Origin of the sequence: Streptomyces gilvus, from assembly GCF_022513565.1 — a bacterium.
Classification (GTDB): domain Bacteria; phylum Actinomycetota; class Actinomycetes; order Streptomycetales; family Streptomycetaceae; genus Streptomyces; species Streptomyces gilvus.
Genome location: NZ_JAKWBE010000006.1, coordinates 270,381 through 290,373, shown reverse-complemented (window position 1 = coordinate 290,373; position 19,993 = coordinate 270,381). Strand labels below are relative to the sequence as shown.

General features: G+C 71.2%; 15 protein-coding genes. 11 read left to right on the top strand and 4 right to left on the bottom strand.

Annotated elements, in window-relative coordinates; translation table 11 throughout:
* Positions 1 to 164 precede the first annotated feature (164 nt).
* Together MKW14_RS12785 and MKW14_RS12780 are read right to left on the bottom strand one after the other, a co-directional pair.
* Positions 165 to 731, bottom strand: a complete 567-nt coding sequence (locus tag MKW14_RS12785; RefSeq protein ID WP_240862259.1) for a hypothetical protein — start codon at positions 729 to 731, stop codon at positions 165 to 167.
* A gap of 56 nt (positions 732 to 787) precedes the next feature.
* The gene (locus MKW14_RS12780) at positions 788 to 1,453 is read right to left on the bottom strand and encodes a bifunctional DNA primase/polymerase (RefSeq protein ID WP_240862257.1); all 666 of its coding nucleotides are present in this window, start codon (positions 1,451 to 1,453) and stop codon (positions 788 to 790) included.
* A 495-nt stretch (positions 1,454 to 1,948) separates the two neighbouring features.
* Here MKW14_RS12780 and MKW14_RS12775 point away from each other — a divergent pair, with 495 nt between their 5' ends.
* From MKW14_RS12775 to fxsT, 7 genes are all read left to right on the top strand, one after another.
* On the top strand, positions 1,949 to 3,460 hold the full coding sequence (locus MKW14_RS12775) for a PP2C family protein-serine/threonine phosphatase (protein WP_240862256.1): 1,512 nt from the start codon (positions 1,949 to 1,951) through the stop codon (positions 3,458 to 3,460).
* Positions 3,461 to 3,575: 115 nt separating this feature from the next.
* Positions 3,576 to 5,063 (top strand): aminopeptidase P family protein, encoded by a 1,488-nt coding sequence (locus MKW14_RS12770; RefSeq protein ID WP_240862254.1) that lies wholly within the window; start codon positions 3,576 to 3,578, stop codon positions 5,061 to 5,063.
* An 80-nt stretch (positions 5,064 to 5,143) separates the two neighbouring features.
* Positions 5,144 to 6,511, top strand: a complete 1,368-nt coding sequence (gene pdxR / locus MKW14_RS12765; protein WP_240862252.1) for a MocR-like pyridoxine biosynthesis transcription factor PdxR — start codon at positions 5,144 to 5,146, stop codon at positions 6,509 to 6,511.
* A 594-nt stretch (positions 6,512 to 7,105) separates the two neighbouring features.
* Positions 7,106 to 7,303 carry an FXSXX-COOH protein gene (locus MKW14_RS12755; RefSeq protein ID WP_240862342.1) on the top strand — a complete coding sequence of 66 codons (198 nt, stop codon included), beginning with the start codon at positions 7,106 to 7,108 and terminating at the stop codon, positions 7,301 to 7,303.
* 37 nt (positions 7,304 to 7,340) lie between these two features.
* Positions 7,341 to 9,737, top strand: a complete 2,397-nt coding sequence (locus MKW14_RS12750; protein ID WP_240862250.1) for an FxsB family cyclophane-forming radical SAM/SPASM peptide maturase — start codon at positions 7,341 to 7,343, stop codon at positions 9,735 to 9,737.
* Positions 9,738 to 9,875: 138 nt separating this feature from the next.
* Entirely contained in the window at positions 9,876 to 11,129 is a 1,254-nt protein-coding gene (locus MKW14_RS12745; protein ID WP_240862247.1) for a TIR-like protein FxsC, read from the top strand.
* 89 nt (positions 11,130 to 11,218) lie between these two features.
* Positions 11,219 to 15,181 carry an FxSxx-COOH system tetratricopeptide repeat protein gene (gene fxsT, locus MKW14_RS12740; RefSeq protein ID WP_240862246.1) on the top strand — a complete coding sequence of 1,321 codons (3,963 nt, stop codon included), beginning with the start codon at positions 11,219 to 11,221 and terminating at the stop codon, positions 15,179 to 15,181.
* Positions 15,182 to 15,235: 54 nt separating this feature from the next.
* On the opposite strand, the gene MKW14_RS12735 is transcribed toward fxsT, so the two are convergent.
* Together MKW14_RS12735 and MKW14_RS12730 are read right to left on the bottom strand one after the other, a co-directional pair.
* Positions 15,236 to 16,138, bottom strand: coding sequence for an alpha/beta fold hydrolase (locus tag MKW14_RS12735; RefSeq protein WP_240862244.1), 903 nt, complete (start codon positions 16,136 to 16,138; stop codon positions 15,236 to 15,238).
* A 211-nt stretch (positions 16,139 to 16,349) separates the two neighbouring features.
* Positions 16,350 to 16,796, bottom strand: coding sequence for an ATP-binding protein (locus MKW14_RS12730; protein ID WP_240862242.1), 447 nt, complete (start codon positions 16,794 to 16,796; stop codon positions 16,350 to 16,352).
* A gap of 233 nt (positions 16,797 to 17,029) precedes the next feature.
* Between MKW14_RS12730 and MKW14_RS12725 the strand changes: the two genes are divergently transcribed.
* The 4 genes from MKW14_RS12725 (at position 17,030) to MKW14_RS12710 (ending at position 19,992) form a co-directional block, all read left to right on the top strand.
* A complete protein-coding gene (locus MKW14_RS12725; RefSeq protein ID WP_240862240.1) occupies positions 17,030 to 17,836 on the top strand; it encodes a hypothetical protein in 807 nt (268 codons plus the stop codon).
* Between the two features lie 244 nt (positions 17,837 to 18,080).
* Positions 18,081 to 18,809 (top strand): YcnI family copper-binding membrane protein, encoded by a 729-nt coding sequence (locus MKW14_RS12720; RefSeq protein ID WP_240862238.1) that lies wholly within the window; start codon positions 18,081 to 18,083, stop codon positions 18,807 to 18,809.
* Positions 18,810 to 18,889: 80 nt separating this feature from the next.
* On the top strand, positions 18,890 to 19,543 hold the full coding sequence (locus tag MKW14_RS12715; protein ID WP_240862236.1) for an SCO family protein: 654 nt from the start codon (positions 18,890 to 18,892) through the stop codon (positions 19,541 to 19,543).
* Positions 19,540 to 19,992 carry a copper chaperone PCu(A)C gene (locus tag MKW14_RS12710; RefSeq protein WP_240862235.1) on the top strand — a complete coding sequence of 151 codons (453 nt, stop codon included), beginning with the start codon at positions 19,540 to 19,542 and terminating at the stop codon, positions 19,990 to 19,992. Before MKW14_RS12715 ends, MKW14_RS12710 begins: the two co-directional genes overlap by 4 nt.
* Position 19,993 lies beyond the last annotated feature (1 nt).

The following is a 19,993-nucleotide window of genomic DNA, read 5'->3' as shown; positions in this document are numbered from 1 at the left end:
TCCCGTCAGGGGCAAGGGACATGGTTGACCGGAAAGCCCGGATCGAATTTGCGAACCGCCGATCTCTTGTTACCGTTCGAGTAGCCCGGTTGCTGGTGCATCCCCCGTCGCCAGCAACCGGGTCTTTTTCCTGCCGCGCTTCCTTTACGGAATGCCGTCGCTCGTCAACTTGCCGCGGTGTCCCCGGAGTTGCTCCCGGACCTCAGCAGCAGCCGCCCGCTCCCGCCGCGCTCCGCGAACTCGGACACGGCCGTGTAGCCGTCCAGCGAGCCCCGGGTGCGCTCTCGTGGCGTCTCACAGGTCCCCGGCTCGTCACCGCCGTCCACGGCGCAGTTCGTCTGCACGGTCCGGCCGCCGGGGCCCATGAGGCTCAGGACGGAGTCCAGGGCCCGGCCGGTGGCGTTGCGGTAGTAGGTCCGCGCCCAGGTGTCCTGGCCCTGCGTGAGCACACAGGTCTGCGCCTCGACGCCCTGGGGTGAGGTGAGTTGGGGACCGCAGCGGGCCGCGGTGGCCAGGCCCAGGCCGAGCAGGAAGGGGGAGCGGCTGGGCTCGGCGGCGGGCAGCTTGGGGTCGTCGTGGGTCAGGGTGCGGACGACGGCACGGCCCTGGTCGCCCACCGGGCCCGCGGAGGCAACGGCCAGCGGCAGCGCGACCGCGCACACCACGACGGCGGTGAGGGCGAGCAGACGGGTTCGGGGGTCCGTGGGGTGCCCACCGGAATGACGCGGCATAGAGCGGAAGATAACGACCACGCGCGCGTGTGCCGCCCCACGCGCGCTCGACACCCCTACAACTCGGGCGCGCTGACACCCGTACGAGTGAGGACCTCCACCGCCGCGTCCACCACGGGCTCGACGTCCGGGACCCAGGGGGAGGCGGAACCGGGCAGCGGCGCGCGCTCCCAGCGGATCTCGCCCTCACCGGTCTCGGACGGCGGCAGCGCGAGGTATCCGCCCTCGCCGTGAAAGCGCAGGGAGCCGGGGACGAAGTCCTTGGCGTAGAGCAGTTCGCCCAGCTGCTCCAGGGAGTACGGCTTCACCAGGATCGCCCAGCGGCCGGGCGAGGCCACGACCGGGCCCAGGCGCAGGCCCATGCGGTCCAGGGCGGTGAGGGTGTGCGCGGCGGCCAGGGCCGGCAGGCTCACCGCACAGGGCGCTTTGCCGCCGGTGGCCAGGACGATCGGCGCCGCGGGCCGGTTGGTCCACCACCAGCGCACCATCCGGGCGTCGGTGGTGGCGGCGAGGAGACCGGGGTCGAAGGGATGCGCGCCGGGCACCGTGCACTCGGGGTCGGGGCAGGCGCAGCGGGAACGCCCCTGCGGATCCGCCGCCACACCCGGGAGTACGGGCCACTGCCATTCCGTCGCGAAGGTCAGGGCCGCGCTGATCAACTCAGGCCTTCCGTCACTGCGCTGGGACAGGAGCCTGCGTCGCCTTCCGAGGATCTCGCGCATGAGCGCTCGTTCCTTTCCGTTGCACCGCTGGCAACACCGTGGGCCACATCACACCATGTGTCGATCACTTCACTGTGCGTACCTGTTGGCGCATCACACCCCTGCCGGAGGCAAGGGGAACCCCTATGGGCGGAACGTGGGCTGCTTCCGTGGCAGCCCCGCCACCCATACTGCGTCAGTCAAAAGCATGGGCATGGCGGGGGGTGGCGAAGTCTGGCGTTTTGCCGTCCCGTGTATTTCTCTTCGCCTCCGCCACGGGAGGATGGGGCACGGTCGTCGGTGGATAGGACGCCCGGGTTGGTCACCAGGTTCCGGGTGGCTGTCAACCGCCCCTGGTCTTCTCCGAGTACGTACCCATCACGACCGCTGTGACGCTCCGTGGAGCAAGGCCAGTCGACCGCAATACCCCGTTACCTGAGGCAGTTTTAGGCCAACTTTGCTTTATGGCAGTCAAGGCACTTGTTTACCACGGACACCAGGAATCCCAGCAGGACAATGCTGGACATCCCCTTACGAGTGCGTGTACATGTGGAGACACTGCTAGCGGCGCAGAATGACATGGGGGTTTGCGATGCTTTTGAGCAGTACGCACCGGTCGGAAAGCCGGACGCCATGAACGCCCCTCACCCTCCGAAAGTGGCTGGAATCGATTCAACGGTTCCCGCGCCCGCACACACTGTCGCGCCCGCGCCCCTCGCCCCGGGAACCACTCCGGTCCCCCCGCCGAGCGCACCGGGAGCACTGCTCCAGGACCGTCTCGCCGGCTGGGTCTCGGACCTCACGACCCTCCATGAACTGACCGAACGGCTGGCCCGCACGGACGCACTCGCGGACGCCCTGACCGAACTGCTGCGCGCCGGAGCCGCCCTGGTGGGCGCCCGCCGCGGTCTCGTCGTACTGGAGCCGGCCGACGGGCTCGGCCCGGCCACGACGATCGGCCTGGGCCTCGGCCGGGCCGACCTCGGTCACATCGAGACCGTGCCGCGCAGCGCGATGCCCTACGGCCGCATCCTGGACGGACTGCCGGGCGCGGATTGCGAGATCGCCGAGCCCGACCTGCTCTCCGAGGACGGCCTCGACCCCCGCCACCGCGAGGTGGCCGCCCGCCTCGGCTACGCCGCCAGCTACTCCCTCCCCCTGTCCGCCGAGGCCGCGGGCCGCCTGGGCGCCGCCGTGTGGCTGTACGACGAGCCCGCCGAGCCGGTCGAACGCCGGCGCCACCTCGTCGGCCTGTACGCGCGCTACGCCGGTGAACACCTGGGCCGGCTGGTCGAGGTGGAGCGCACGCGTGCGTGCATGGCGACGATGGCCGAGGAGCTGCTGCCGTCCCGGCTCCCCCGCGTCCCCGGCGTCCAGCTCGCCGCCCGGCACCGCACCGGCCCGCGCGGAGGAGGCGACTGGTACGACGCGCTGCCGCTGCCGGACGCCGCCCTCGGCCTCGCGGTCGGCTCGGTGACCGGTTGCGGACCGAGCGCCGTCGCCGCGATGGGCCGGCTGCGGGCCTCCCTGCGCGCGTACGCCGTGATGGAGGGCGAGGACCCGGTGGCCGTCCTGTCGGACCTGGAGCTGCTGCTGCGCCTGACCGAACCCGCCCGCTCCGCCACCGCCCTGTTCGCCTACTGCGAACCCGCGCTGCGCAAGATCACCCTGGCCGGCGCCGGGCACTGCCCCCCGCTGCTGGTCGGCGAGCGGCGCACCGAGTACGTGGAGACGTCGGTGTCCGCGCCGCTGGGCATGCTCGCCTGCTGGGAGGCGCCCAGCATGGAACTCGAGGCGCAACCCGGCGAGACGGTGCTGCTCTACACCGACGGCCTGCTGCACCGCACCGGCGACCCCACCGACCGCGCCTTCGCCCGGCTGCACGCGGCGGCGGCCGGCGTGCCGAGAGCGCTGCGGCACGATCCCGACGCGATCGCCGACCATGTGCTGCGCACGGTGCTGCCGGAGGGGCTGGACGCGGCGGACGGCGAGGAGGACGTCGTCCTGCTGGCGGCACGGTTCGAGTGAGCCGGAGGCGTGTTCTTCCGTACGCGCGCGCTTCCCTCGGTAACAGGCCTTTCGTCCCTGGGCCCCCTTCCGTACGACCGTACGATGGAGGGGGTCCAGTGCCGTATCGAGGAGGATGACCGTGGCCGACGAGCTCAATCCGGCTGATACATCCGCTGCTGCCGCAGCGGACCCGGAAGAGACCGAAGAGCCCATCAAGCAGCGCAAGAACGGCCTGTACCCGGGCGTGTCCGACGAGCTGGCCGAGAACATGAAGTCCGGCTGGGCCGACACGGAGCTGCGCGACCTGCGGCCGATCGCCCAGGCCGCCGAGACCGCGGCCCGCCGTGCGGCGCTGTCCGCGCGCTTCCCGGGCGAGCGTGTGGTGATCCCCGCGGGCAACCTGAAGACCCGTTCGAACGACACGGACTACCCCTTCCGGGCGTCGGTCGAGTACGCGTACCTCACGGGCAACCAGACCGAGGACGGCGTGCTCGTGCTCGAGCCGACCGCCGAGGGCCACCGGGCGACGATCTACCTCCTGCCGCGCTCCGACCGCGAGAACGGCGAGTTCTGGCTCTCCGGCCAGGGCGAGCTGTGGGTCGGCCGCCGGCACTCGCTGACCGAGGCGGAGAAGCTGTACGGCATCCCGGCCTCCGACGTGCGCGAGCTGCCCGACGCGCTGCGCGAGGCGACCGGTCCGGTGCGCGTCGTGCGCGGCTACGACGCCGGGATCGAGGCGGCGCTGACCGACAAGGTCACCGCCGAGCGCGACGAGGAGCTGCGGGTCTTCCTCTCCGAGGCGCGGCTGGTCAAGGACGAGTTCGAGATCGGCGAGCTGCAGAAGGCCGTCGACTCGACGGTGCGCGGCTTCGAGGACGTCGTACGCGTGCTCGACAAGGCCGAGGCGACCAGCGAGCGGTACATCGAGGGCACGTTCTTCCTCCGCGCGCGGGTGGAGGGCAACGACGTCGGCTACGGCACGATCGCCGCGGCCGGGCCGCACGCGTGCACGCTGCACTGGGTGCGCAACGACGGGCCGGTGCGCTCCGGTGAGCTGCTGCTGCTGGACGCGGGCGTCGAGACGCACACGTACTACACCGCCGACGTCACGCGCACGCTCCCGGTCAACGGCCGCTTCAGCGAGATCCAGAAGAAGATCTACGACGCCGTGTACGACGCCCAGGAGGCCGGTATCGCGGCCGTGCAGCCGGGCGGCAAGTACCGGGACTTCCACGACGCCGCGCAGCGTGTGCTCGCCGAGCGGCTCGTCGAGTGGGGGCTGGTCGAGGGTCCCGTGGAGCGGGTGCTGGAGCTGGGGTTGCAGCGGCGCTGGACGCTGCACGGGACGGGCCACATGCTCGGCATGGACGTGCACGACTGCGCCGCCGCGCGCGTGGAGTCGTACGTCGACGGCACGCTGGAGCCGGGGATGTGCCTCACCGTCGAGCCGGGGCTGTACTTCCAGGCCGACGATCTGACGGTGCCCGAGGAGTACCGGGGCATCGGTGTCCGGATCGAGGACGACATCCTGGTGACCGAGGACGGGAACCGGAACCTGTCGGCGGGCCTGCCCCGGCGATCGGACGAGGTCGAGGCCTGGATGGCTTCGCTCAGGGGCTGATACGGGACGGATGGCCGGGTACCAGTGAGGTGCCCGGCCATCGACGTGCCCGGACACACGTACCTAGGGGGAGGGTTTTCGTGAACGACTTCTTGGCCGGTGTCGGGGTCGACCTGCATCTGGAGCCCGATGCCGGTGACGGCCGGCGGGTCGGTCTGGAGCGGGCCCTGCGGGACGCCGTGCGCGACGGGCGGCTGGCGCCCGGCACCCGGCTGCCCGCCACCCGGCGGCTCGCGAGTGAGCTCGGGATCTCCCGGGGCACCGCCAAGGCGGCCTACGACCAGTTGGTCGCCGAGGGGTATCTGACCGCCCGGCAGGGGTCGGGGACGCAGGTCGCCCAGTTGCCCTCGGCCGACCAGGAGGCGCCGGACGCGGCCACGCACGCGCGTACCCCGCGTTTCGATCTGCGGCCCGGCAGCCCGGACGTCGGGGCGTTCCCGGCGGCGGCCTGGCTGCGGGCGCTCAGACGCGCCATCGCCACGGCTCCCCTGCTGGCGTACGACTACGGGGACCCGCGCGGCCGCATCGAGCTGCGGCAGGCGCTGTCGGGGTACCTGGGGCGCGCGCGAGGGGTCATCGCGCCCCCGGAGCGCATCGTGATCACCTCCGGGTACGTGCAGGGGCTCGCGCTCCTCACGCGCGTGCTGGAGGGCGGCGAGATCGCCATGGAGGATCCCGGGCTGCCGTTCCACCGTGAGGTCGTGCGGCACAACGGCGGCACGGTGGTGCCGGTGCCGGTCGACGAACGCGGGGTGTGCGCGGATGTGTTGACGGACCCGAAGGCCGTCGTCGTCACCCCCGCCCACCAGTACCCGACGGGCGTCACCCTGCGCCCCGAGCGGCGGCGGGCGCTGACGGACTGGGCACGCGCGCGGGGCGGGCTGATCGTCGAGGACGACTACGACGGGGAGTTCCGGTACGACCGCCAGCCGGTGGGCGCGTTGCAGGGGATGGCTCCCGGGCAGGTCGTCTATCTGGGCACCGCCTCCAAGACGCTCGGGCCTGCGCTGCGGCTCGGCTGGATGGTGCTGCCGCCGCACCTGGTGGACGCGGTCGCCGACGCCAAGCTGCACAGCGACCACCACACCGAGTCCATCGGCCAGCTGGCGCTCGCCGAACTCATCGACAGCCACGCCTACGACCGGCACGTGCGCGCGTGCCGGCTCCGGTACCGCAGACGCAGGGACCAGCTCCTGGACCGGCTCGGCGGGCGACGCAACGTGCGCGGGATCGCCGCCGGGCTGCACGCGCTCGTGGAGGTCGCCGACGAGGCGGAGGTGCTCAAGCGTGCCGAGGCGGAGGGGCTCGCGCTGGGGCGGCTCGGCGACCACTGGCACGCGCCGGGCGAGGACCGGGCGCAGGGCGTGATCGTGGGGTACGGGACGCCTCGGGAGCGGGTGTATCCGCGGGCGTTGGAGGTGCTGGGCAAGGTCCTGGACGGCGGCTGAATTGGGCCAGTGAGAAGGCGGATGATTGGGCCTGTCCGAGGGTCCATTGCTGGCCTCGCTGCTGGTGGGGTGGGGGGAACACCCGGGTGGCTGCTGCTGGGCGGGGCGACGGTGGCGGCGTCGTACGCGATGGGGCCGGCCACGAGGCGGGCTGCCGACCGCATGACACGGCCGGGTGAAAGCGCGGGGCGCGAAGATGCACGGACCGGCTGGGGAGCGGGCCCGGTGCGCCGGGGAAATGGATCTCAAACTCCCCCACGAAGTAAAGCCTTGATAAAAAATTGCCGAGTTTGGAGCCGGTCGGGTACTTCTTGGACTCCTATCGGAGGAGTCATCGAGCGCGTTTCCGCCACTCCGACCCTTCCGGAACGGGGGTCTGAATGGGATTTTCCTACTGCTCAACTCCGTTACGGGTGCTGGCAGTTGGGGTACGTGCAGGCGCTTCGCGATCCTTTCGGGCCGTGTGGTTTCATGGCTCCCCCAGACTCACGAGCGTGTTCGCCAAGCGGTGCGCTCCATGTATCCGTAATATCCGCTTCGTGTGGATTGTCTTCTGGCCGGTCCAGCGGACACACGGAAGATCGAGGTTCGCCCATGAGCACGTCCACCCCAGCCTCGGCCGAAGAGCCGGGGAAGCCGTCGACCGCCGGGCCCGAGCGGGTCCCGCTGGTACGGCTCGCCGCCCGCCGGGACGGTATCGCGGCCGGTGCCCTGACCCGGGTGGTGGCGCACGGTGCTCCTGAGCGAGGTCCCGCCCGCGTCTCCGTCGCGGCGTTCCAGTCGGCCGTCTGAGTCCCCGCCCCTCGGGCAGGAATCGAACAGTGCGCTCATGGACCCCTCGCCCCACCCCCTGAGCCAGTTCGTGCTGAAGATGCACAGCCGCTGCGATCTCGCATGCGATCACTGCTACGTCTTCGAACACGCGGACCAGAGTTGGCGAGGCCGGCCCAAGGTGATCTCCGACGCGGTTCTGGACATCGCCGCCGAGCGCATCGCCGAGCACGCCCGGACCCATCGGCTCGACACCGTCCACGTGGTCCTGCACGGCGGGGAACCCCTCCTCGCCGGCCGGGCCAGACTGCGTCGTGCGGCGGAGGGGTTACGCACCGCCCTCGCCGACGTCTGCGGCCTCGACCTGCGCATCCACACCAACGGCGTCACACTCGACGAGAAGTTCTGCGACCTGTTCGCCGAGTTCGACATCAAGATCGGCGTCTCACTCGACGGCGACCGGGCCGCCAACGATCTGCATCGCCGCTACCGCGACGGGCGCAGCAGCCACGACCGTGTCCTGCGCGCGATCGCCCTTCTGCGGCAGCCGCGCTACCGGCACCTCTTCGCCGGCATTCTCTGCACGATCGACCTGCGCAACGATCCGGACACCGTCTACGACGCGCTCGCCGAACTCTCGCCTCCCCGCATCGACTTCCTGCTCCCCCACGCCACCTGGGACGAACCCCCGCCCCGTCCGGCCGCGTCCGCGACGGCGTACGGTGACTGGCTGCTCCGGATCTTCGACCGCTGGACGGCCGACGGCCGCCCCATGGGCGTGCGGGTCCTCGACTCCGTGCTGCGCACGCTGCGCGGAGCGAGCAGCCTCACCGAGTCCCTGGGACTGGCGCCCGTGGAACTGGCGGTGATCGAGACCGACGGGGCCCTGGAGCTGGCGGACAGCATGAAGACGGCATACGACGGCGCTCCCGCCACGGGAATGAGCGTGCAGGCCAACTCGCTGGACGAGATGGCGACGCATCCCGGCATCGTCGCCCGGCAACGGGGGCTGGACGGGCTGAGCGACACCTGCCGCGTCTGTCCCGTCGTCCGTTCCTGCGGCGGCGGTCTGTACGCGCACCGCTACCGCACCGGGAGCGAGGCGAACGGGTTCATGAACCCGTCGGTGTTCTGCGCCGATCTCAAGCAGCTCGTCCTCGGCATCCGCGACAGGGAAACCCAGAAGATGTCCATGCCACCCCCGCTCAGGAACGGCGGGCACCTCGCCGAGCTGGCCTCCGGCTTCGGTGGCCACGAAGCCGTCGAACTGCTGGCCCGGCACGAACTCACCGTCAACCGTGAACTCCTGGCCGCCGTCTGGCACGAGGTCCCGCACAGTGCGACCGGGACGGCCGCCTGGGAGACCTTGACCGTCCTCGACGCCGAGGCTCCCGGATCGGTCGACGCCGTACTGGCCCACCCGTATCTCAGGCCCTGGGCGCTGCGCTCCCTCGGCGGTGACGAGGAGGCCGGCCCGATCGCGATGCGCGGCGTCGCCGAACTGGCCGCCGCGGCGCTGGTGCGGGCCGGCCGGCCGGGCACGGTGACGGTTCCCGCCCGCTCCGGGCTGCTGCGTCTGCCGACCCTGGGGGCGCTCAGGGTGGGCGACGCCGCCGAGGGTCAGGTGACCGGGGACGTCGACGACGGCTTCGCCGTGCGTGTCGGGGGCCGGGAGCACCGGATCGGGCGCAAGCAGGGGACGGATCCCTCGTGGCTCGACCGGCATCTCTTCGAACTGCCCGACTGGACGGTCGCGTTGGAGGACACCGACCCCTGGCGCGACGTCCACGGGTACGCCGTGCAACCGCGGCTGTCCGACGCGGCGGCCGAGAAGTGGCGCGGCCGGCTCGCGGCCGCCTGGGAGTGGATCCGGCGTGAACTGCCCGCCTACGCCCCCGGGCTCGCCGCGGGGCTGAGCGTGGTCACCCCGCTGAAGGCGGGCGTCTCCGGCGCGGACATCAGTTCGGCCGCGCGGGACGCCTTCGGTGCGGTCGGTGTCGCGCGACCCGACGCGCCGGAGACCCTGGCCTGTCTGCTGGTGCACGAGTTCCAGCACGTCAAGCTGGGCGCCGTACTCGATATGACCGACCTCTACGACCCCACGTGCGAGCAGTTGTTCTACGCGCCCTGGCGCCCCGATCCGCGCCCCCTGGAAGGGCTGCTGCAGGGGACGTACGCGCACATCGCCGTCGTCGACTTCTGGCGCGCGCGGCACAGGACCACGGACGGTGCCCAGGCGCGCGCCGCCGAGGCGCAGTTCGCGCGGTGGCGCGAGCAGACCGCTCAGGCCGTGGACACGCTCGCCGCCTCGGGAGCCCTGACGGAGGAGGGCGAGCGGTTCGTGACAGCCATGGGGGAGACCCTGGCGAGCAGGCTGGCGGCGCCGCTGAGCCCGGACGCCCTGACCGAGGCGCGCAGGGCGGCGGCGGACCACAAGCGGCGCACGGCGTCCTGAGCGCGCCACCGCTTGCCTCGCTCCCCGCCCCGGAGGCCCTTTCTCCGTCGGACAACTCCCGGATTTCGCGGCCCCGTTCCGCGAAGGGAGCCTGGTTCCTACACTGAAGCTCCGTCGGCGGCTCATCGGGGGGCATTCGTGCGAGTGGACGCAGAGGACCCCAGGAACAGACGGCCGTACTTCTTCCTGAGCTACGCCCACACCCCGCGCAACGACTCCGAGGTCGCCGGTCCCAACGCATGGGTGAAGAAGCTCTACGACGGCCTGTGCGCCCACATCCTGGAGATGACGTCGTTACCGGTGGGGGCGAGGGCCGGGTTCCTGGACCAGGGGATGGCGCTGGGGACACGGTGGACGGACGAGCTGTCGGAGAACCTGGCCCGGTGTCAGGTGTTCGTCCCGCTCTATTCGCCGCGCTACTTCATCAGCGAGCAGTGCGGCCGCGAGTGGTGGGCCTTCTCCCAGCGGGAGATATACCGCCACACCCGGCGCGGGGAGTCCCGGGAGAGCGCCATCGTCCCCGCGTTATGGGTGCCCGTCGAAGTCGCTCAGCTGCCCCAGGTGGCCAAGGACCTGCAGTTCCAGCACGCGGACTTCGGGGAGGACTACGCGGCCGAGGGGTTCTACGGACTGACCAAGCTCAGCTATCTGAAGGACCAGTACGAACGCGCCGTGTACCGGCTGGCGCAGCGGATCGTGCGGGCGAGCCGGGCCATCGACCTGGAAGAGGGGCAGATCTACCGGGACTACGAGTCGCTGCCCAGCGCGTTCGGCGACACCGCGCACCCACCCGGGTTCGACGTCACCGTGCTCGCCCGCTGCCGCTCGGACCTGCCGGACGGCCGGGTGCCCGACTACTACGGTGAGACCCCGACCGAGTGGAACCCGTACCACCCCGTCTCGACCCGTTCCCTCGTGGAACACGCCGCCGACCTCGTGCGGGCCATGAACTTCCGCGTCACCGTGAGCGACTTCGAGAACGAGGCCGACCGCCTCCTGTCCTCCGGCCCGCCCACCGCACCCGTCCTGCTGCTGCTCGACCGGTGGGCCCTGGACTCCCCGCGCGTCAAGGAACTGATGGCACAGCTGGCCGAGCGCCGACGGCCGTGGATCAGCGTCATGATCCCCCAGCACAAGGACGACGCCATCCCGCCCGAGCGGGACCGGCAGCTGCAGGAACTCACCGACCGGCTGCTGGCCACGCGACAGGCGGCGGGCTCGGGCCATCGGTCCCCGGGCGGCGGCATCCGCACCCTGGAGGCGTTCTCCGTCGAGCTGCAGAAGGCCGTACGACAGGCCGTCAGCTACTTCGAGGCCCATGCGATGACGTACCCGCCGAAGGGACCACCGGCCGATCCCCCCTGGCTGCCCAGGCAGGTGCACCCCGTCTAGGCGGGCGCCGAGCACCCGCGGGACGCACTCGGGCGGCACACGACAGGCACGGCACCAGGGAAGGGCAGGCCGAGACAGTGGAGGGCTCCATGACCGAGAACCGCAAGGGCTCAGTGATCACCTTCTACTCGTACAAGGGTGGGACCGGCCGCACGATGGCTCTCGCCAACGTGGCCTGGATCCTGGCCGCCAACGGCTATCGCGTGCTCGCCGTCGACTGGGACCTGGAGGCGCCGGGACTGCACAGGTTCTTCCACCCGTTCCTGAAGCCCTCCCTGCTGCGGGCCACGCCCGGCCTGATCAACCTGATAGACGACTACCGGCGCGAGGCGCTGCGCGACCTTCCCGACCGCGAGCCGGACTGGCACCGCCGCTACGCCCGGGTCCGGCCGCACGCCATCTCCCTGGACTGGTCGTTCCAGCCCCCCGGCAGCCTGGACTTCCTGTCGGCCGGCATGCGGCACCGCGACTATCCGATCGTCGGCAACATGGACTGGGACCGCTTCTACAGCAGTTACGGCGGTGGGCAGTTCTTCGACGCGATGCGCGCGGACATGGAGCGCTACTACGACTACACGCTGATCGACAGCCGGACCGGCCACAGCGACCTCGCCGACATCTGCACCGTCCAGATGCCCAGCACGCTGGTGGTCTGCTACACCCTCAGCGACCAGAGCATCGACGGTGCCGCCTCGGTCGCCCGGGACATCGAGGAGCGCTACGGCGAGAAGGGGATCCGCATCCTCCCGGTCGCCATGCGCATCGACGACGGCGAGAAGGACAAGGTGGACGCGGGACGGGCCCTCGCCCGTGAGCGCTTCGACGGTCTGCCCAGTGGCATGAGTCCCGACGAACTCGTCGCCTACTGGGGATCGGTGGAGATCCCGTATCGCCCCTACTACGCCTACGAGGAGATCCTCGCCCCCTTCGGCGACCCGCCCAAGGTGGCCAGTTCCATGCTGACGGCCTGCGAGCGGCTGACCGCCGTCATCACCGGGAACCGGGTGACCGGCCTGCCGCCCATCAGCGAGGTCAAGCGCGCCCAGTACGTCTCGGCCTACACCCGCCGCCGTCCCCTGCCGCCCTCGAAGCTGCTGCTGCAGTACGTCTCCGAGGACCGGATGTGGGTGGACTGGCTGGAGACCGTGCTGCGCGAGTCCCGGTTCGACGTCGCCTCCCAGGACGTGCGGTCGATGACGACCCTGGAGGTCGGCGCCGGAGCCACCGGTGGCTCGCAACGGGTGCTCGCGGTCGTCTCCTCCGCGTTCCTCGGCTCACGGACGGCTCGCGCGGCCTGGGAGGCCGTGATGCACGCGGACGGTTCGCAGAAGCACCAGCCCGTCGCACTGCGCGTCGGGGACGTACCGCAGATTCCCCACGCCGGCCGCAACGGCACCATCGACCTGGTGCGGCTGGACGAGGACGCGGCGGCCGCGGCGCTGCTCACGGGCCTGGGCCGGCCGAGTTCGCCGGGACCGGTCGGCAACCTGCACGGCGTGCGGTTCCCGAACGCCAGCACGAGCGTGTCCAATGTCCAGCCCCGCTACCCGTTCTTCACCGGCCGCTCGTCGATCCTGGACCAGGTGCGGCGGCAGTTCGTCGCCGGCGCCTCCGGGCAGCGGCTGCCGCAGGTACTGCACGGGCTCGGCGGGGTGGGCAAGACCCAGCTGGCACGCGAGTACGCCAACCGCTTCAAGGCCGACTACGACCTGGTGTGGTGGGTCGACGCCGAGCAGCCCGACCTGGTCCCGCCCAAACTCGCCGACCTGGGCCGCCGGCTCGATCCCGGCATCGGCGACGACGTCAACGAGGCAGCCCTGGCCGCCCTGCAGGCGCTGCGGGCCGGACGGCCGTACAAGCGCTGGCTGCTGGTGTTCGACAACGTCGAGGACCTGGACCAGGTGCTGACCCGGTTCGTCGACCTGACCACCCCGATCCCGGACGACCTGTACGGCCATCTCCTGGTGACCACCCGGACCAAGCCCACGTCGACCCAGGTGCAGCCGGTGGAGGTGGAGGTGTTCACGCGCGAGGAGAGCGTCGAACACCTGTCCCGGCGGGTGCCCGGGCTGCGCGACGAGGACGCGACCCGGGTCGCCGAGGCGGTCGGCGACCTTCCCCTGGCGATCGAGGTCGCCGCGGCCTGGCTGGAGACCACGGCGACACCGGTCGGCGAGTACATCGAGCAGCTGAGCGAGCAGAGCACCCGGGTGCTGTCGGTCCCGGCCGCCGTCGGCGCCGTGGAGTACCCGTCCTCCGTGGGCGCCACCTGGAACATCTCGATCAACCGGCTGCGCCAGGAATCCCCCGCGGCGGCCCGGTTGCTCGAACTGTGCAGCTTCCTGTCCGCCGAACCGATCTCGATGACGCTGGTCGGCAGCGACGCGATGATCAGGGCGTTGCTGCCGTACGACAAGGATCTGCGGGCCCGGTACATGCTCGGCAAGGTCACCCAGGCGCTGAACAGGTTCGCGCTGGCCAAGGTCGACTCCACCGACAACTCCATCCAGGTGCACCGCCTGGTGCAGGCGGCGGTCCGCGACAGCATGGAGCCGGAGGCGTTCAACGACACCGCTCACGAGGTGCACCGCATCCTCGCCGCGGCGCGGCCGCCCGAGGGCGCGGTGGACGACCCCGCCCAGTGGCCCGGGTTCGAGGTGATCTGGCCGCACCTCGTGCCCTCCCAGATCCGCGAGTGCGCGGAGGAGGAGCCCCGGCAGCTGATGGTGGACCGCATGCGCTACCTGTGGAAGCGCGGCGAACTGCACGTCGCCCGGACCCTCGGCACCCAGTTGAACGAGTTCTGGAGCACCGAGTTCCCGGACTCCAACGACGAGCAGATACTCAACCTCCGTTTCGAACTGGCCAACATCGTGCGCTCCCAGGGCGAGTACCAGACCGCCCGTGAGATGGACGAGGACACGTTGGAGCGGCAGCGCCGGCTCCTCGGCGAGGGCCACCCCTCCCTGCTCATCACCTCCGGCAGCGTGGCCGCCGACCTGAGGGCGCTCGGCCGCTTCAACGAGGCGCTCGAACTGGACCAGCGCATCTACAGCGGCTTCCGCGAGATCTTCGGCGAGGACCACCCGCGCACCCTCAGCTCGGCCAACAACCTCGCCATCGACTACCGCCTGACCGGGGAGAGCAAGGCCGCCCGACGGCTGGACGAGGACACCGTCCGACGCCGTACCGCGCTCCTGGGCCCCCTGCACCCCTACACACTGACCACGCGCAGCCACTACGCCCGCGACCTCAGGGAACTCGGCGAGTACGACGAGTCCGTGCGGATCCTGCAGGAGGTGCGCGAACTCTTCGGGCAGGTCCTCAACCCGTACGTGCCGGAGGTGCTGCGGGTCGACAAGAGCCTCGCCGTGTCCTTGCGCAGGGCAGGACGGCACCAGGAGGCGCTGCGGCTGAGCGAGCAGACGTGGGAGACCCATGCCCGCTCCCGTGACCGCTACGGCCGCTCCATCCCCGAGGAACTCGCCTGCGGGCTCAACCTCGCCGCCGACTACCTGGCCACCGACCCCGGTCAGGGAGCCGAACGGGCCGTGCAGCAGGTCACGGACGTGCTGGAGGGGTACCGGAACTCCTTCGGCGCCGACCATCCGTTCACGATGTTCTGCATCAACAACCTCGCCGTCTACCACCGGGCCCAGGGCGACGCGCGCACGGCCGCCGACCTGGCCGAACAGGCCCGCTCCGCGCTGGCGGGGGCCCTCGGCAACCTCCATCCCGCCGCCCTCAGCGCGGGGACCAGCCTGGCCAACACCCTGGCCGACCTCGGCCGGCACGAGGAGGCGGAACACTGGGAGCGACTGACCTTGACCGGCCTGCGCAAACGGCTCGGTCCCAGCCATCCGGACACCGTGAGCAGCATGGCCAACCTCGCGATCACCCTGCGCGAGCTGGGCCGGGGCGCGGAGGCCACGGAACTCCACCAGGAGGCGGAGACCGAACTGATCCAGCGTCTGGGTGAGACGCACCCGCTGAGCGAGGCGACGGTGGCCTGGCGCCGCATCGACCGGGACCTGGAGCCGCAGCAGGTGTGACGGGGGCCTCGACCCGAAGGGGAGCCTCGACGGCACTCCCGTACCGGGCCTCGGCTACCCCCAGTGCCAGGCCCGCCGCTGTTCCTCCCCCTGGGGCCGTGAGGCCCAGCCGATGACGCGGGTCATCACCCGCAGCGCGCCGAAGTGGGCCGCGTCGCGTTCGACCTCGACCCGGGCACCGGGGATGTTGCGGCCGAGCCAGCGTGTGTGGGCCACCGGCGCGAAGATGTCCTCCTCCCCGTGCCAGAGGTAGACGGGGGCCGTGATGCCCGAGAGGTCGAAGCCCCAACTGGTGCTGAACGCCATGACGTCGTCCACCCAGCCGTCCGCGGAACTGCGCAGTCCCTCGGCGAAGTTGCGCTCCAGCATGGCCTGGATGCCGGCGTCCGCGACGATCCAGCGGTCGGACTCGGGCAGTTCGCTGCGCATCTCGGCGACGGAGGCCGCCGGGTCCGCGCGGATCGTCAGCGACCGGCGCCCCAACGCGGCGGTGAGCCGCTGCCGGCCCGCGGCCGCGTTGACGTACGCGTGGACGTTGGCCTCGGTCATACCGTCGAACCAGTCCAGATCGGCGGCGTCCGGAGGAGCGAGGCCCACCAGGGCCCCGGCCCGTGCCGTACGGTCCGGGAGCAGAGCCGCGCAGGCGAGGGCGTGCGGGGCTCCGCCGGAACGGCCCACCACGCCGAACCGGTCGATCCCCAGGGCGTCGGCGATCAGGCTCACGTCCTCGGCCGCGGCGCGTACGGTGCGTCCCGGCCTGCGGTCGGAGTCGCCGTATCCCGGCCGGTCGAACGTGATCAGACGGACGCCCATGCGGTAGAGCACCGACGGCCGCGGCGCGGGCCCCAGCCTGCTGCCGGGAGTGCCGTGCAGCAGGAACACCGGGCGGCCCCGCGGATCACCGCGCTCCTCCACCGAGAGCCGCCGCCCGTCCCCCGCGCATACCGTCCACGCCATTGACAGTCCCCCTGCAGCCCGGCGTTCCCCTGACTCCGACAGCGGACCGACCGGCGTCGGCCCCAGTGGTGCGCGGCGCACCGCGGATGCCCTCAGCCCGGTACTCCCGCTCGCCTCCGCGCCGGGCCGGACCGCGTGTGCCGGACGTCCGCCGACTTCGCCGCCTGGCCAGTATGCGGAACGGTCCCCCCGCAGTCATGCCGTCGGATCCTCACACCGCCATCAGCGGCGCGTCCTCGCGCCACTTGAGGATCTTGTCGAAGCTCACCACCGTGCCACCGCGGCCCGGCTTGTCGCCGATGTGGACGTGGTCGGCGAGTTCCTGGATGAGGCACAGGCCCCGGCCGTGCTCGGCGTCGGTACGGGCCGGACGGACGGGGGCGGCGGCGGAGATGCCAGGCCCGGAGTCGGTGACCTCGATGCGGCACTTCTCGCCGTCGAGATAGGCGGTGACCCGGTACGCCTCGGAGGACGCGCCCCGCGCCGCGTCGCCGCCGTGCTCCACGGCGTTCGCGCAGGCCTCGCTCAGCGCGACCGAGAGGTCGTAGGAGACGTCCGGGTCGACGCCCGCCGTCTCCATCGTGCCGAGCAGCAGCCGTCGCGCGAGAGGAACGCTCGCAGCTTCCCGCCGCAAGTGGAGTGACCACCAGATGCTCATGCTCCAGCCTCCCGGCCGCGGCTCGACATACCGTTTCTTATTGCCGCGCGTGCCCTTGTGTAAGCACGGAGTTGACGTGATACCGCCCATATGGTCGATGCATCCAGGCCGGAATCGGTGTATGTGTGGGCAGCCCCCATCGACTCACCCCAGAGGGTGGTCTTCCCGCCCGGACACGACCTTGCGGACCTGCCGTACGGCGGCCGTACGGCCAGTGGGATGATGAGCGCGCCATGACCGACCCCCACCAGCGCACGGCGCGCTCCGGACGAGACATCCGGATGCTGCGGGCCGCGGTGTTCGCCGCGGTCTGCGTCGTGCTGGCCGCGGGCGGTCACACGCTGGCCTCCTGCGCCACCGTTCCGCTGTGGACACTGGGCGCGGGGTTCCTCGGGGTTCTCCTGGTCGCGGCGCCACTCGCCGGACGCGAGCGCTCGCTGCCCGGCATCGCCGCGCTGCTCGTGCTCGGCCAGACCGTGCTGCACACGCTGTTCGGGCTGGGACAGAGCGCGTCGGCCTCCAGTGGGATGGCGATGACGTCGACCGACGCCTCGCTGGTCGCACGCGCGGCACGGCTGGTGTGCGGGACGACGGCGGCGGCGATCACGCCGGCGCACGCCCGCCGGATCCTCGCCGACGCCCGGCTGTCCACCACCCCGGCCATGGACATGAGTTCCATGCGCCATCCGACGGACGCGCTGTCCGCGACGACCTCGCTGCTGCCGTCCCTGCCGATGCTGCTCGGTCACGTCCTCGCGGCCGTCGCCGCCGGCTGGCTGCTGCGCCGCGGCGACCTCGCGCTGCTCAGGCTCATGGCCCTGTCCGCCGGCTCCCTCGCCGACGGGGCGCTCGTACGGTCGCTGCGCGCCGCCCTCGCCCTGGTGCGCGCCCTGCGCGCCGGACTGCCGGCGACTCTCGGGGCGGCCCCGCGACCGCCGCGCACCGCGCTGCTCGCGCCACCGAAGCCCCGCACCACCGCACTCCAGCACTCGGTGATCCGGCGCGGCCCGCCGGCCGTCGCGTACGCCCTCGCCGCCTGACGCGACGCGACCGCCCTTCCGGTTTCGAGTTCCCGGTTTCGAGTTCCCGGTTTCGAGTTCCCGGTTTCGGGGTCCTGGTTTCGGGTCCCTGGTTCCCGGTTTCCGTTTCCTGGATGACGGGGCCGCCGTCGCGCGGCGCACACGCGCGTACCCGCGTCGTCCGGTTCTTCGGCCTCGGCGACGGCCACGCGCGCGTACCCCTCGTCATCACCGGAACCTCACTCGAAGTGGAGTGCTCCCTGCCATGAAGGCTTCTCGTCTCGCCGCCTCCGGCGCCCTCGCCGGCGCCACGGTGCTGGCCCTGTCCGCCCCCGCGTTCGCGCACGTCACCGTGCAGCCGGAGGGCACGGCCGCCAAGGGCGGCTACGCGGTGATCGACTTCAAGGTGCCCAACGAGCGCGACGACGCCTCGACCACCCGGCTCGAGGTCACCTTCCCGACCGACCACCCGCTGGCCTCCGCCCTGCCGGAGCCGATGGCCGGCTGGAAGATCCAGGTCACCAAGTCCAAGCTGGCCAAGCCGGTCGAGATGCACGGCGAGAAGATCAACGAGGCCGTCTCCAAGATCACCTGGACCGCCGAGGACAAGGGCGTCGAGCCCGGCTACTTCCAGAAGTTCCCGGTCTCCGTCGGCGCCCTGCCCGAGGACACCGACGAACTCGTCTTCAAGGCGCTGCAGACGTACTCCGACAACGAGGTCGTGCGCTGGATCGAGGTACGGCAGGACGGCCAGGAGGAGCCCGAGAACCCGGCTCCCGTGCTCACCCTGTCCGCCGCCTCCGGGGACGGTCACGGCACGGCGACGGCCGAGGACGCCTCCGACAGGACCACCACGACCGCCGCGGACTCCACCGGCGACACGGGCGACGGCACCGACACCACCGCGCGTGTGCTCGGCGTGGTCGGCATCGCCGTGGGTGCGCTGGGCGTCGCCTACGGCGTCCTCGCCGGCCGTCGGCGCACCGACGCCTGAAGCCCTCGATCCGCCGTGCGCACCGGGGGGCGAAGGACCCCCGGTGCACACCGGGACTCTCACATCTGGGACATTTTTCTATGCGCAAGAAGACGTTCGCCGCGGCCGCGCTGCTCGCCGCCGCCACCCTGACCCTCTCCGCCTGCGGCAGTGGTGGCAGCGGCGACTCACCCGTCGCCGTGGTCTCCGAGGACACCTCGCAGAAGGCCGCGACGGTCCTCGACCAGCCCTTCGAGAAGCCGGATCTGGTGCTCACCGACACCAAGGGGCAGAAGTACGACTTCCGCAAGGAGACGGCGGGGCGGCCCACGCTGATCTACTTCGGCTACACCCACTGCCCGGACATCTGCCCGCTGACGATGAACAACATCGCCGTCGCCAAGAAGCAGCTGCCCAAGGCCGAGCAGGACAAGCTGCGGGTCGTGTTCGTCACCACCGACCCAGCCCGTGACACGCCGTCCGAGCTGGGCAAGTGGCTCAAGGGCATCGACCCGCAGTTCATCGGCCTGACCGGCGACTTCGCCACCATCCAGGCCGGCGCCCGCACCCTCGGCATCTCGATCGAGCCGACCCACAAGGACAAGAAGACCGGCAAGGTCGTCTCGGTCCACGGCACCCAGGTCATCGCGTTCTCGCCGAAGACCGACGGCGGTTACGTCCTGTACGGCGAGGACGCCACCGTCGACGACTACACCAAGGACCTCCCCAAGATCATCAAGGGGCAGAACCCGTGAACCGGCTCGCCCCCACGGCCCTGCTGATAACCGGGACGCTGGCCCTGACCGGCTGCGGCGGCTCCGGTGACGCCAGGCCCGAACTGTCCGTGAGCTCCGCCTACATGCCCCAGCCGATCACCGGCGACATGGCCGCGGGCTTCTTCACCGTCGTCAACAAGGGCGGCGCCAAGGACGAACTGACCTCCGTCACCAGCGGCGCCTCCACCAGTGTCACCCTCCACCGGACCGTCGGGCAGTCCATGGAGCAGGTCACCTCCCTGGATGTGCCCGCCCACGGTCAACTCGTGTTCAAGAGCGGCGGCAACCACCTGATGTTCGAGAACCTGAAGCGGAAGCCGGTGCAGGGCGAGAAGGTGACCGTCGAACTGCACTTCGCCACATCCGATCCCATCACGATCGAGATGCCGGTGAAGTCGGCGACGTACAACCCTGCGACCGGCCACTGAG

Excerpts from the sequence above, each read along its gene's own strand:
- MKW14_RS12785 (WP_240862259.1), bottom strand. The coding sequence starts at position 731 with ATGCCGCGTCATTCCGGTGGGCACCCCACGGACCCCCGAACCCGTCTG.
- MKW14_RS12780 (WP_240862257.1), bottom strand. The coding sequence starts at position 1,453 with ATGCGCGAGATCCTCGGAAGGCGACGCAGGCTCCTGTCCCAGCGCAGT.
- MKW14_RS12775 (WP_240862256.1), top strand. The coding sequence starts at position 1,949 with ATGCTGGACATCCCCTTACGAGTGCGTGTACATGTGGAGACACTGCTA.
- MKW14_RS12770 (WP_240862254.1), top strand. The coding sequence starts at position 3,576 with ATGACCGTGGCCGACGAGCTCAATCCGGCTGATACATCCGCTGCTGCC.
- MKW14_RS12755 (WP_240862342.1), top strand. The coding sequence starts at position 7,106 with ATGAGCACGTCCACCCCAGCCTCGGCCGAAGAGCCGGGGAAGCCGTCG.
- MKW14_RS12750 (WP_240862250.1), top strand. The coding sequence starts at position 7,341 with ATGGACCCCTCGCCCCACCCCCTGAGCCAGTTCGTGCTGAAGATGCAC.
- fxsT (WP_240862246.1), top strand. The coding sequence starts at position 11,219 with ATGACCGAGAACCGCAAGGGCTCAGTGATCACCTTCTACTCGTACAAG.
- MKW14_RS12735 (WP_240862244.1), bottom strand. The coding sequence starts at position 16,138 with ATGGCGTGGACGGTATGCGCGGGGGACGGGCGGCGGCTCTCGGTGGAG.
- MKW14_RS12730 (WP_240862242.1), bottom strand. The coding sequence starts at position 16,796 with ATGAGCATCTGGTGGTCACTCCACTTGCGGCGGGAAGCTGCGAGCGTT.
- MKW14_RS12725 (WP_240862240.1), top strand. The coding sequence starts at position 17,030 with ATGACCGACCCCCACCAGCGCACGGCGCGCTCCGGACGAGACATCCGG.
- MKW14_RS12720 (WP_240862238.1), top strand. The coding sequence starts at position 18,081 with ATGAAGGCTTCTCGTCTCGCCGCCTCCGGCGCCCTCGCCGGCGCCACG.
- MKW14_RS12715 (WP_240862236.1), top strand. The coding sequence starts at position 18,890 with ATGCGCAAGAAGACGTTCGCCGCGGCCGCGCTGCTCGCCGCCGCCACC.